Below are 12,285 nucleotides of genomic sequence, written 5' to 3' on the forward strand. Positions count from 1 at the left end.
ATCCCTATGAAAGTGTGGTTGCCGGGCTTAGCGGCCCTGTTGCTGGCTCTGAATGCGCAAGCTGATGATTATCGCGTGGTCTATTCGCCGAGCCTGTCGCTTGAAGTGTATATCGATAACGTGGCCAGTAATTCGCCAAACGACTGGTGTAAAGAGACACTCCCTTTGCGCATCGTCTCGGGTAAAAGCACTGACTCCAGCATTCTGACCAGCTTCCTGCCGCGCGTGGGAACGCTGTTGGCCAATCAGTGTGGCACGCTGGATGAAATCCCCTGGCAGATGACCAACAAAGAGGGAAGCGTGTTGGCGAATGGCAGTGCGGCCAAACTGCAAAACTGGCGCCCGATTGTTATCAACGACGCGACCGCCAGCGCCAGTGCCGATAATGCCGCGCCGCTGGATTTGTCTCGTCCGGCAGACAGCACACCGCTGCAACACTTCTCATTACCCGCTGGCTGCCATTTCCGTACCTGGTGGGATGACAATAATGGCGATGGCTTATTTATCCCGGATAATCCGCAACAGCACTGTTCTACTGACGGTTGGCTGGAAGGCCCCAGCGACATGACGCTGATGAACGGCGGGAAAACGCGCACTCTGGCAGTGAATTTCTATCAGGGTTACCCGATTGCTGATCTGAAAATGAGCGGACCGCCGTTGGAAGTGGTTGCGGTCAATAACCAACGAATGATTGTCTCCCGCCCAGATGCCGATGGCAGCTGGTTGATACTGCCATTTGACCCGCAGCAGCATGTCTGGCGTTTCACGGGTAACTTGCTGGTTAAAATGGATAAGACTGCAGGCCAAGACAGCGATGCGGTGAAAAAGCGTGTTGAAACATTACGCGGCGTCTGGTCGTCGCAATTTATGCCACAGCAAAAAGTGACTGTGTTACTGATTGACACCCTGCATGCGGATCTTGTCGATCCGGCGATTGGTGCCTGGCGTAACATTAATTAATTAGCGGTCGTCGCCTGCCGTCAACCCGCTTGACCAGGCGCTACAGGACGTGTTCAGAGAGTTCACTATGTCGGCAAACGAAAACCACACACCGAATGCCCTGCCTGCGGGTTACCGGTTTAATGAATTTGAAATCAAGGAAGTGATTGGCGGCGGCGGCTTCGGCATCGTCTACCGGGCATGGGATCACCAGCTCGAACGTACCATCGCCATCAAAGAGTATATGCCGGTTTCACTGGCTGTTCGTGCCGCTGACCTGTCTCTGGAACTGCGCGGTGAACGCTTCCAGAAACTGTTTAATGCGGGGCGTAACAGCTTTATTCAGGAAGCGCGTCTGTTGGCTCGCTTCAATCATCCAGGACTTCTTCATGTCCTGCGTTTTTGGGAAGAGAACGGTACCGCCTATATGGGCACGCTCTATTACAGCGGCATGACGCTGAAAGAGTGGCAGATCACCAGCCCAGAAAGCATCAGCGAAGCCTGGATCCGCCGTCTGCTCCCGCCGTTGTTTGGCGCTATCAATACCATTCACGCTGCTGGCTATCTGCATCGTGATATTTCACTGGATAACATTCAGATTCAGGAAAACCAGCTACCCGTATTACTCGATTTTGGCTCAGCCCGTAAAGAGATCGGTAACCTGTCCGATGAAACCGAAATCATGCTGAAGCCTGGATTCGCACCGATTGAACAATACAGCGAGGAAGGGGAAGTCGAGCAAGGGTCGTGGACCGATATCTATGCGCTGGGTGCCGTGCTGCATAATTTGATTACCGGCCATGCGCCTCCGGTCAGCGTGGTGCGTTGCATTGAAGATAACTATCAGCCGCTGGTAGAACGTCAGCCTGAGGGCTATTCACTGCCATTGCTGCATGCCATCGACTGTGCACTGGAGATGAAACCCGCCGATCGTCCGCAAAGCATTGACGCCTTTGCCAGCCTGATTGATTTGCCGGTCAGCGATGTTGAAGCGCTAATGACCACTCTTCCGGTCGCGACAGAAGCCGCCATCACCCCCGAGCCGATTGCCGTTGCTGTACCTGAACCGCAAGTGCTGGCAGTGAACCATGCCGCGGCGGCAATTGAACCTGTGACACCACGTAATGTGCGTCGACTGTCGCCAGGTTTAGTGGCGGCAGCGGCCATTGCCATTCTGGCGGTGGTGGTCGTGGTATGGAAAGCCAATCGTCATACCGAAGCCCCGCCCGTGGCGGCTGCGCCTTCAGCTTCCGCACCCGTAACAAATAATCCTGTTGCTGGGAGTGCGCCCGCCATGGCGACTGTCTATCTGCGGTTGCAGGCCGGGGAGAATATTGTGCTGAACGGCGAAGCGAAGGACGTTAAACCGGCCAGCAGTGGCTTCGCCTCACTGAATCTGGCTGCGGGAAATTATCGCATTGAAGTGCACAACGGCAGCCAGGTGTTAAGCCAATCGCTTACCATTGATAAGCCAGGTACTTGGCTTATCAACCCCGGCAACCCCTGATTAACGCGCTGCAGATTGCTGCAGCGCTCTCACCTCTGCCGCCAACCGTGTTAATGCATCTTCCTGCATACCGCGCTTCCCTAACTCCTGCTCTAGCGAGTAGAGATATTGCGCATTGCTACCCAGTGGTCCGCTGGCTTGGGCAATCAGTGGCGCAATCGTGCTGCGGCAGGAGTCCGCTTCATACAGTGGGTGGCGCGGGTCCATAATAAACACTAGCGCTGTGACCTTACGCGCATCATCCAGCTGCAACTCGCACCAGGTCGGCAGATAGCAGCCGGTGATCATTTCACGCTTCCACAGCAGCTCAAGTTCGTCGTGCAGACGCGCTTCCGGCAGACGGAACGCCAATCCATTGGTGGTGCCACCCTCTTTCAACGCCAGCATACGGCCGGGCGTTGATACCGTGCCGCGTCCAGCCGTCAGGCGTAAGCAAAACGCACGATGCCAGCCGTCCAACAGACCGGATGCCACTTCCTCTGCTTCGAATACCGGGTTCCACATCAGGGAACCATAGCCAAAAATCCACACCGGGCTTTTATCGGGCCGACAAGCGAGCGTAGCGGCCAGCGATGCGGCACGTTGCTCACAACTCCAGAGCAACGCCTCGTCAATATCACCAAAAGATGTTTTACAATCCGCTTTTAACAGAAATTCCCGGGTTAACAATGCGACCTCCTCTACTGCGCTGACATCCTGTCGGTTCGGCTCCTCAAATCTGATGTCTTACAGGCAACTCACGTTGCATCGACTTAAGAGAAGACATTAATGCATTTTTCATAAAACTTTCAAGATTGTCCCCGATCACAAAGGGGAATTTAACTGTAAATAGCATCGGCTGCCTGGCGGGGAACTTAAATGATTCCGGTCAAAGAGTGATGCGGGCCACAATGGCCCGCAAACTGAGGTTAATGTTTAGGGTGCCACTTATTGTCATCACCTTTCGCGTAATCTTGTTTCACGGCGGCCCAGGCAACTTTATGAGCCACCTGCTCGCGGGATTCATCACCGCGCCGGTCGTCGGCATCTTTATACTGATCCCAGGCACTGTTGAATGCCTTTTGATAGATAGTCTGCGCATGGTTTGGCAACACATGGCGAACGCTGTCAGGCAACTCTCGATTGGATGAGTAAGGCATGTTTCCTCCTACTAACTGTGTCTTAGTAAGTCTGGGAGATGGGGAAGAAAATGCAAACATGAACTTTAGTTGCCAAAGATTGATTAACATCGATTAAAGTAGATAAGCCACACTCTAAACTTTATTTATCATCATTTTTTCAGTGGATAGTTCAATTTAATCAAATCCCAACACCATGAATAGATGTCATTATTAACAGATAACACTTACTTTTGATGAGTTAAGATAAAAATAGTGATTAAGTAAAAACGCGTAAAGAGCCTGAAACATAACTGTTGAAAAGTTACACTGCGCTGCGTCATAAAAGTCATTATATTTATCAGGCACTGATCGCCTGTTTTGTTCTTTTTGCCGGAGAGGATGGTGAATGGCTACACATGAGAAAACCCGTCATACCGAGTACTCGTTGATTTTTCCCATTGCTGCATTGGCCGTGCTGAGTTTTTTTGGCGGCCAAACCAGCTTAATGCCGATTATCGGCATCAATCTACTGGCGCTTATCGCCATTCTCAGCAGTGCTTTTAGCGTGGTTCGTCACGCCGATGTTTTGGCCCACCGCCTGGGCGAGCCTTATGGATCGCTGATTTTAAGCCTGTCCGTGGTGATTTTAGAAGTCAGTTTAATCTCCGCGCTGATGGCAACCGGCGATGCGGCTCCCGCGCTGATGCGCGATACGCTCTACTCCATCATCATGATTGTCACCGGCGGCTTGGTGGGCTTTGCGCTGCTGCTGGGCGGCCGAAAATTTGCCACCCAGTATGTGAATCTCGCTGGGGTCAAACAGTACATGATCGCTATTTTTCCGCTGGCGATTCTGGTACTGGTGTTTCCGAATGCCTTGCCGGGCGGTAATTTCACCACGGCTCAGGCGCTGGTCATTGCCGCTATCTCTGCTGCTATGTACGGCGTATTTCTGCTGATCCAGACCAAAACGCATCAGAGTCTGTTTGTTTACGAGCATGAAGATGATGGCGATGACGGCGATCCACACCACGGCAAACCCTCAGCACACAGTTCGATCTGGCATACCGTTTGGCTGATTGTGCATCTGATTGCGGTCATCGCCGTCACCAAGATGAACGCGAATACGTTGGAAAGCCTGCTGACGGAACTGAACGCGCCAGAGCAATTTACCGGCTTTCTGGTCGCTTTACTGATTCTTTCACCGGAAGGCTTGGGTGCCATTAAAGCGGTGTTGATGAACCAGGTACAACGCGCGATGAACCTGTTCTTTGGTTCAGTGCTGGCCACAATTTCTCTGACAGTGCCAGCCGTCACCATTATCGCCACCCTGACCGGCCAGCAACTGGTATTTGGTCTGGAACCGCCGCATTTGGTGATTATGTCTGCGGCATTGATTCTGTGTCACATTTCGTTCTCAACCGGTCGTACTAACGTACTGAACGGCGCGGCGCACCTGGCTCTGTTTGCCGGTTATTTGCTGACGATAATGCTGTAAATTGAACTTAGTGTGGGTAGCGTTGCAATGCATGGCGCGCCCTTCTAGGCAAAATGCGCGATATATCGCGCTGCTATATTCGGGCATCGTTTTTATACGTTGCCCACAAAAAAGGCGCCATCGGCGCCTTTTTCACATCTGTCTGCAAGGATTAGTTGCTGGTATCCAGCTCTGGGAAGCTCTTCACCAGGTCATCAATCGCTTTCATCTGAACCAGGAATGGCTCCAGCTTGTCCAGTGGCAATGCGGATGGGCCATCGCACTTCGCGCTGTTTGGCTCAGGATGCGCCTCAATGAACAGACCTGCGATGCCAATCGCCATACCGGCACGAGCCAGCTCACCAACCTGTGCACGACGACCGCCAGAAGCCGCACCGAACGGGTCGCGCGTCTGCAGGGCGTGGGTTACGTCGAAGATCACTGGGCTGTTGTTGGTCACTTTCTTCATCACGTTGAAGCCAAGCATATCCACAACCAGGTTGTCATAACCGAAGTTACTGCCACGATCGCACAGAATAACCTTGTCGTTGCCGCCTTCCGCGAACTTATCGACAATGTTACCCATCTGGCCTGGGCTCACGAACTGCGGTTTCTTAACGTTGATTACCGCACCAGTTTTTGCCATCGCTTCAACCAGATCGGTCTGACGCGCCAGGAACGCAGGCAGCTGAATCACATCAACCACATCTGCCACCGGCTGCGCCTGTGAAGCTTCATGTACGTCAGTGATGATTTTCACGCCGAACGCCTGCTTCAGCTCCTGGAAGATCTTCATGCCCTCTTCCAAGCCTGGGCCACGATAGGATTTGATGGAAGAACGGTTTGCTTTATCAAAAGAGGCCTTGAACACGTAAGGGATGCCGAGTTTATCGGTCACTTTTACGTAGTGCTCGCAAATACGCATGGCGAGGTCGCGCGATTCCAGCACGTTCATACCACCAAAGAGAACAAATGGCAGATCGTTTGCGACTTTGATATCGCCAATATTCACTACTTTCTGTGTCATGCCTTTTCCTTGTTTTCGAGGGACGCTTAGTGCAGCGTCACCTGTTTCTGTTCAATTGCGTGAATCTGTACTTTAATCATTTCGCTGACCGGATCCTCAGGACACTGCTCAACGAAGTAAGTTAAATCGGTTAGCGCGATATGTTCGCACTCGAGCTGGGCGTAGATTAAACCACGATCGCGAATTTCGTAAGGATCGTCGGGATCAATCTGCAGCAACACCTGGCTGACATTCAATGCCAGTTCCATTTGCTTCTCTTCCATCAGAGCCGCTTTCAAAGTGTCGAGCATTTTACGCATCACATTTACCGTTTTCGCTTCGTCGAGATCGTCATTGTAGAGTTTGGCCGTTGGGCTGATGTTGCCCTTCAACCACACTTCCAACGTATGCGTATCCAACGTTTCACCGTTAAACGGGTTAATCAGCCACATTTCCCCATCCAGCCAGTCTGCACGCAGAATCAACTGAGTAGGGAAAATCACCGGCATCAGCGGCAGTTCCAGCTCATCAGCGATATGCAACAGAATCACACCCAGTGACACTGCGGTACCCTGACGGCTCTTCAATACTTTATCGATCCACAGCGCATCGGATAAATTGTAGACGCCACTGGCGCCGCCAAATCCCCATTCGCGGTAAAACAAATCCAGCAGCTTCCCGAGCTGCAAGTCAGCATTCTTTTCACTGCTGACGTATTCACGTGCTTCTTCAACCAACGCAGCCAACTGTTGCTGTACAGAGGGCGCGGAAAAATCATTACGTATGGCGCAGGTCGCACCAATCACCGCTTCACTCAACGGTGTTTCACTGTAATCGAGTTGCTCTGGCGAGGTCATGCTATCCCCAATATCGGCATTTTGGTCATCGCCAGCTTAATCACAAACAGCAGCGCTACGATTGCAATCAGGCAGGCGATCCAACGGGTCCCCATCTTACGTGGGCGACGGCTCAATGCCACGGAACCTAAGGCGATGTAGATAATAACCCCTAACAGCTTCTCCGTCAGCCAGCTTCCTTGTGGTGAGAACGGATAAAAGTGCGTGATCACCACTAACCACACGCCACTTAACAGCAAAAAGGTGTCGTTAATGTGTGGCGCGATACGTACCCAGCGGCGCTGCAGCATGGCTGAACCCGTCGTTAGCCAGTAAAATCGCAGCAGAAACAGGCTGATGGTCAGGGCCACCGTCAGCAGGTGAAAATGTTTAACCAGCGGATACCAGCTCGCCATTATGCTTCCTTAAATCCAAAAAATTGCCCAAGTGTCACACGCGGATTACCGCCATAATCGTTAATGCTTCTGACCTGCTGATAGCCGTGCTGCATCATGATCGCGCGCACAGCTTCATCCTGCTGCCAGCCGTGCTCCAGCAACAGCCAGCCACCCGGCTGTAACCAATGTGGCGCACTTTGAATGATGAAACGTAGATCTGCCAGACCGGCATCATCGGCAACCAGTGCACTCAGAGGTTCAAAGCGCACATCACCTTGTTGCAGATGCTCATCGGCGGCATCAATGTAAGGGGGATTGCTGACAATCAGGTCGAAACGCTGGGCGGGAAGATCGTTAAACCAATGGCTGAGCTGAAAACGCGCGTTATTGATATGCAAACGCTGCGCATTCTCCTGCGCCAGTGCGACGGCATCGAGTATGCGATCGCATCCTAATACTTGGCAATCAGGCCGCTCACTGGCCAGCGCCAGTGCGATGGCACCGGTGCCGGTGCCAAGATCAAGCAACGATGCCGGCGTTGTCGGCAGGCGTGCCAGCGCCTGCTCCACCAAGACTTCTGTATCGGGGCGGGGAATCAACGTGACATCACTGACGCGCAGTGGCAACGACCAGAATTCACGTTCGCCCACCAGATGGGCAACCGGCTCACCCTTAACACGACGCGCTAACAGTGCATCAAGTTGACTTAACTGCGCAGCATCCAGTTCGGCATCATCAAACGCCACCAGCCAACTGCGCGATTTACCGGTGACAAAGCCCAGCAAAATTTCCGCATCACGCTTCGGACTGTCGCCGCCACTAAGCGCGACCACAGCCTGTTGCAGCCAGTGACGAATGATCATCAATCCTGCCCAGCCAACGCCGCCAGCTGATCGGCCTGATATTCCTGCACAATTGGCTCAATCAGGGTATCCAGCTTGCCTTCCATGGTTTCGTCCAGGCGGTAAAGCGTCAGGTTGATACGGTGATCGGTAACACGGCCCTGCGGGAAGTTGTAGGTACGGTTACGATCGGAACGATCGCCGCTACCTAGCAAATTACGACGGGTTGAGGCTTCAGCCGCATTGCGCTTGGCGGTTTCAGCGGCATGAATACGAGCACCGAGCACCGCCAACGCTTTGGCTTTGTTTTTGTGCTGCGAACGTTCGTCCTGGCACTCAACCACAATCCCCGTTGGCAAGTGGGTGATACGGATCGCCGAGTCGGTGGTGTTAACGTGCTGACCACCCGCGCCTGAGGAGCGGAAGGTGTCGATTTTCAGATCGCCAGCGTTGATTTCCGGCATCTCAGCTTCTGGCAGTTCCGGCATTACCGCGACGGTACATGCAGAAGTGTGAATACGGCCCTGAGATTCGGTTTCAGGCACGCGCTGTACGCGGTGACCGCCCGATTCAAATTTCAAACGGCCATAGGCGCCGTCGCCGTTGATACGCGCAATGACTTCTTTATAGCCGCCGTGCTCACCTTCGTTGGCGCTGATGATTTCCACCTGCCAGCGACGGGATTCGGCATAACGGCTGTACATGCGGAACAGGTCGCCCGCGAAAATAGCCGCCTCATCACCGCCCGTTCCCGCGCGCACTTCCACAAAGCAGGAACGTTCATCGTCAGGGTCTTTCGGTAGTAATAGCACCTGTAACTGCTGCTCCAGCACTTCTCGTTTCTCGCGCGACAGTTTTAATTCTTCGTTGGCCATCTCGCGCATTTCAGGATCGTCGAGCATCATCTCAGCGGTTTCGATATCTTCCTGAACTTGCTGCCAGTCACGGAAACAACGGGTGACATCGGTCAGCTGCGCATATTCGCGTGATAAGGCGCGGAAACGTTCTTGATCGCCAATGACGCCGGCATCACCCAGTAACGCTTCCACTTCTTCGTGGCGTTCCTGGAGGGCTTCCAGCTTGGCAACAATAGAGCTTTTCATGTAATAGAGGGTATCCCAGTGATAGGTCGTGACAGACCAGATTACTCTAAACCGAGGCTGTCACGTAAGATCTGCAGGCGTTCGCTGTCGCCGTCGCGCGCGGCCTGCTGCAATGATTTGGTTGGTGCATGAATAAGACGGTTGGTGAGCTTATGGGCCAGCTCTTGCAGTACTTTTTCGGCATCCGCGCCCTGACGCAGTGCGGCGATAGCGCGCTCCTGCAATTCAGCACGCACTTCATCAGCCTGTGAGCGGTATTCGCGAATGGAGTCGCCAGCGCTTTGCGCGCGCAGCCACGCCATAAATTCGCCGCTTTCCTGCACCACAATACTTTCAGCCTGCACAGCGGCGGCTTTACGTTGCGCCATGTTTTGCTCGATGATGGCCTGCAAGTCATCGACGCTATAAAGATAGGCGTTAGCCAGCTTGCCCACTTCGGGTTCGACATCACGTGGGACCGCAATGTCCACCAGCAGCATGGGCTGATTACGACGCGCCTTCAGCGCGCGCTCCACCATGCCTTTGCCGATAATCGGCAACGGGCTGGCAGTGGAAGAGATAATGATGTCGGCATCCGCCAGACGCGTTTCGATATCACCCAAACCAATCACTTCTGCGCCCACTTCATCGGCCAGCAACTGCGCACGTTCCCGCGTGCGGTTGGCGATCATCAACTTCTGCACTTTATGCTCGCGCAGATGACGTGCCACCAGTTCGATGGTTTCACCTGCGCCCACTAACAAGACGTTAACGGTGCTTAGCGATTCGAAGATTTGACGAGCAAGCGAGCACGCGGCAAAGGCGACAGAGACCGCACTGGCTCCGATTTCAGTTTCGGTGCGCACGCGCTTGGCTACAGAGAAGGTCTTCTGGAACATCCGCTCCAGTTCGCTACTCAACGTATGATCACGAGATGAGTCAGCGTGGGCTTTTTTTACCTGGCCGAGTATCTGCGGCTCGCCCAGCACCAGAGAATCGAGACCGCTGGCAACGCGCATCAGATGGCTCACTGCCGCGTTGTCTTGATGCCAGTAAAGGCTTGCTCTGACATCTTCTTCACGCAGATCGTGATACTCACACAACCAACGCACCAGCTTCTCCTGCAAATCCGTCTGCTGCTCTACGCTAAGGTAGAGTTCAGTACGATTACAGGTTGAGAGCACTACACCGCTCTGCACCATCGGCTGGGACAACAGGCTGTTTAACGCCTGATCCAGCGTGTCGGGCAGAAACGCAACGCGCTCACGTAGAGCGACGGGTGCAGTTTTGTGGTTGATTCCGAGTGCGAGCAGCGTCATGGTGATTCGGGTTGGGATGTCCCAATGATTGTCAGGGTTTTGTGAAGCGCATTCTACAAGATGCCACAGATCAAGAAAAGCCATACAAAGGCTATGACTGTAATAAGATTAAACTGATCGTGCGCAATTATCCTTACATCGGCATTGACGGCATAGAATTGGATGGTTAGCGTTACCTGTTACGAATTAAAAACGTGTCTGAGGAGACGACCACGTGATGCATTTGCCCCCGCGCAAGCTGTTGCGCCTTTTGCCCCTTGCCAGCGTATTGCTGGCTGCTTGTAGCATCAATAAACCCCAAGGTCCGGGTCCCAGCACCACTTCACCACAATGGCAGCAGCACCAGCAGGCTGTGAGCAAAATCACCCACTATCAAACGCGTGGTGCCTTTGCCTATCTTTCTGATAAGCAAAAAGTCTATGCGCGCTTTAACTGGCAACAAACTGCAGCTGACCGCTATCGCCTGCTGTTAACCAACCCGCTCGGCAGCACCGAATTGCAGCTAGATGCGCAAGGTTCTGTGGTGCAAATCGTCGATAACAAAGGCAAACGCTACGTCAGCAACGACGCCGAGAAGATGATTTCACAGCTCACGGGGATGGATATCCCATTGGCCAACCTGCGTCAGTGGATGATGGGTCTGCCGGGAGATGCCACGGATTACCAGCTTAACAGCAACTACCAGCTGCAAAGCGTGAACTACAGCCGTAATGGTCAACAGTGGAAAGTCTCCATCTCCGATTACGACAGCAAGGTCAACCCGCCGCTGCCGGCTAATCTGGAACTGACTGAAGGCGGTCAACGCATCAAATTACGCATGGATAGCTGGACGACACAATGATCACCACATGGCCCGCGCCAGCAAAACTGAACCTGTTTCTCTATATCACCGGCCGTCGTCCTGACGGCTATCACAACCTGCAAACGCTATTTCAGTTTCTGGATTTCGGCGACACGCTGGAGATTACCCCAGACAGCAGCGGTAAGATCAGGCTCCTGACACCGCTGCCAGGGGTTGTGGATGAAGAGAACCTGATCGTGCGCGCTGCACAGGCACTCAAACAGGCGGCGGCTGCGCGCGGCACCCTCCCCGCTGATGCCGGAGCGCAAATCGCGCTGGAAAAACGTTTGCCGATGGGCGGTGGTTTGGGGGGCGGCTCATCTGATGCGGCAACCGTGCTGGTGGCACTCAATCATTTATGGCAAACGCAGCTTAGCGTTGATGAATTGGCCGCGATCGGCGTACATCTCGGTGCCGATGTGCCAGTGTTTGTCCGTGGCCATGCCGCTTTTGCCGAAGGGGTTGGCGAGAAGATACAACCCGCTGAACCAGAAGAAAAATGGTACTTGGTCGCGCATCCTGACGTGAGTATCGCCACTCCGGATATTTTCAAGGATGCGGATCTGACGCGCAATTCACCGATACGCACATTAGATGAGCTGTTACAGCGTCCTTTTCACAATGATTGTGAGCCTGTGGTAAGAAAACGTTTTCGCGAGGTTGATGCGCTGCTTTCCTGGCTGCTAGAATACGCGCCGTCGCGCCTGACAGGGACCGGATCTTGTGTTTTTGCTGAATTTAACACCGAATCCGACGCTCGTCAGGTGCTGGAGCTTGCCCCGAAATGGATTTGCGGATTTGTGGCGCGCGGGCTTAATATCTCGCCGTTGCAACGTAGCCTTTCCGGGCTCTAAGCGTTTACGTGACCGTGCCACCCTGTTCCAGGCACTGCACGTAACGCATTAACACACCCGTATGAACGACTTCAAAAGTATTCG

Annotated in this window: 13 protein-coding genes; 5 read left to right on the plus strand and 8 right to left on the minus strand. The window is 53.4% G+C overall.

Translation table 11 applies throughout. The features are described 5' to 3' along the window. Positions 1–6 precede the first annotated feature (6 nt). On the plus strand, positions 7–960 hold the full coding sequence (locus F3J38_RS11675; RefSeq protein ID WP_167138512.1) for a hypothetical protein: 954 nt from the start codon (positions 7–9) through the stop codon (positions 958–960). Positions 961–1,027: 67 nt separating this feature from the next. Continuing rightward, positions 1,028–2,446, plus strand: coding sequence for a serine/threonine protein kinase (locus F3J38_RS11680; protein ID WP_167138514.1), 1,419 nt, complete (start codon positions 1,028–1,030; stop codon positions 2,444–2,446). Here F3J38_RS11680 and F3J38_RS11685 read toward each other — a convergent pair whose 3' ends face one another. After that, positions 2,447–3,115 (minus strand): gamma-glutamylcyclotransferase, encoded by a 669-nt coding sequence (locus F3J38_RS11685; protein ID WP_167138516.1) that lies wholly within the window; start codon positions 3,113–3,115, stop codon positions 2,447–2,449. Between the two features lie 239 nt (positions 3,116–3,354). Further along, the gene (gene chaB / locus F3J38_RS11690; protein ID WP_167138518.1) at positions 3,355–3,585 is read right to left on the minus strand and encodes a putative cation transport regulator ChaB; all 231 of its coding nucleotides are present in this window, start codon (positions 3,583–3,585) and stop codon (positions 3,355–3,357) included. Positions 3,586–3,952: 367 nt separating this feature from the next. Between chaB and chaA the strand changes: the two genes are divergently transcribed. Then, entirely contained in the window at positions 3,953–5,044 is a 1,092-nt protein-coding gene (gene chaA / locus F3J38_RS11695) for a sodium-potassium/proton antiporter ChaA (protein WP_167138520.1), read from the plus strand. A gap of 151 nt (positions 5,045–5,195) precedes the next feature. Here the strand turns inward: chaA and kdsA are convergent, their stop codons facing one another. Genes kdsA through hemA form a run of 6 tightly spaced genes read right to left on the minus strand, consistent with a single transcriptional unit; the run spans position 5,196 to position 10,506 of the window. Next, on the minus strand, positions 5,196–6,050 hold the full coding sequence (kdsA, locus tag F3J38_RS11700; protein WP_167138522.1) for a 3-deoxy-8-phosphooctulonate synthase: 855 nt from the start codon (positions 6,048–6,050) through the stop codon (positions 5,196–5,198). A gap of 26 nt (positions 6,051–6,076) precedes the next feature. Further along, positions 6,077–6,886 (minus strand): invasion regulator SirB1, encoded by an 810-nt coding sequence (sirB1, locus tag F3J38_RS11705; RefSeq protein ID WP_167138524.1) that lies wholly within the window; start codon positions 6,884–6,886, stop codon positions 6,077–6,079. Further along, positions 6,883–7,281: a SirB2 family protein gene (locus F3J38_RS11710; protein ID WP_084934412.1), complete on the minus strand. Its 399-nt coding sequence runs from the start codon at positions 7,279–7,281 to the stop codon at positions 6,883–6,885. Before F3J38_RS11710 ends, sirB1 begins: the two co-directional genes overlap by 4 nt. Continuing rightward, complete coding sequence (gene prmC / locus F3J38_RS11715) at positions 7,281–8,126, minus strand: peptide chain release factor N(5)-glutamine methyltransferase (protein WP_167138526.1); 846 nt, start codon at positions 8,124–8,126, stop codon at positions 7,281–7,283. Before prmC ends, F3J38_RS11710 begins: the two co-directional genes overlap by 1 nt. Then, on the minus strand, positions 8,126–9,208 hold the full coding sequence (prfA, locus tag F3J38_RS11720) for a peptide chain release factor 1 (RefSeq protein ID WP_167138528.1): 1,083 nt from the start codon (positions 9,206–9,208) through the stop codon (positions 8,126–8,128). The genes prmC and prfA overlap by 1 nt, the downstream gene beginning before the upstream one ends. A gap of 41 nt (positions 9,209–9,249) precedes the next feature. Then, positions 9,250–10,506 carry a glutamyl-tRNA reductase gene (gene hemA / locus F3J38_RS11725; protein WP_167138530.1) on the minus strand — a complete coding sequence of 419 codons (1,257 nt, stop codon included), beginning with the start codon at positions 10,504–10,506 and terminating at the stop codon, positions 9,250–9,252. Positions 10,507–10,723: 217 nt separating this feature from the next. On the opposite strand from hemA, the gene lolB reads away from it, so the two are divergent. Then, complete coding sequence (gene lolB / locus F3J38_RS11730) at positions 10,724–11,347, plus strand: lipoprotein insertase outer membrane protein LolB (protein ID WP_167138869.1); 624 nt, start codon at positions 10,724–10,726, stop codon at positions 11,345–11,347. Continuing rightward, positions 11,344–12,201 carry a 4-(cytidine 5'-diphospho)-2-C-methyl-D-erythritol kinase gene (gene ispE / locus F3J38_RS11735; protein ID WP_167138532.1) on the plus strand — a complete coding sequence of 286 codons (858 nt, stop codon included), beginning with the start codon at positions 11,344–11,346 and terminating at the stop codon, positions 12,199–12,201. Before lolB ends, ispE begins: the two co-directional genes overlap by 4 nt. Positions 12,202–12,285 lie beyond the last annotated feature (84 nt).

It is taken from the genome of Candidatus Pantoea formicae, from assembly GCF_011752625.1.
In the GTDB taxonomy this organism is placed as follows: domain Bacteria; phylum Pseudomonadota; class Gammaproteobacteria; order Enterobacterales; family Enterobacteriaceae; genus Pantoea; species Pantoea formicae.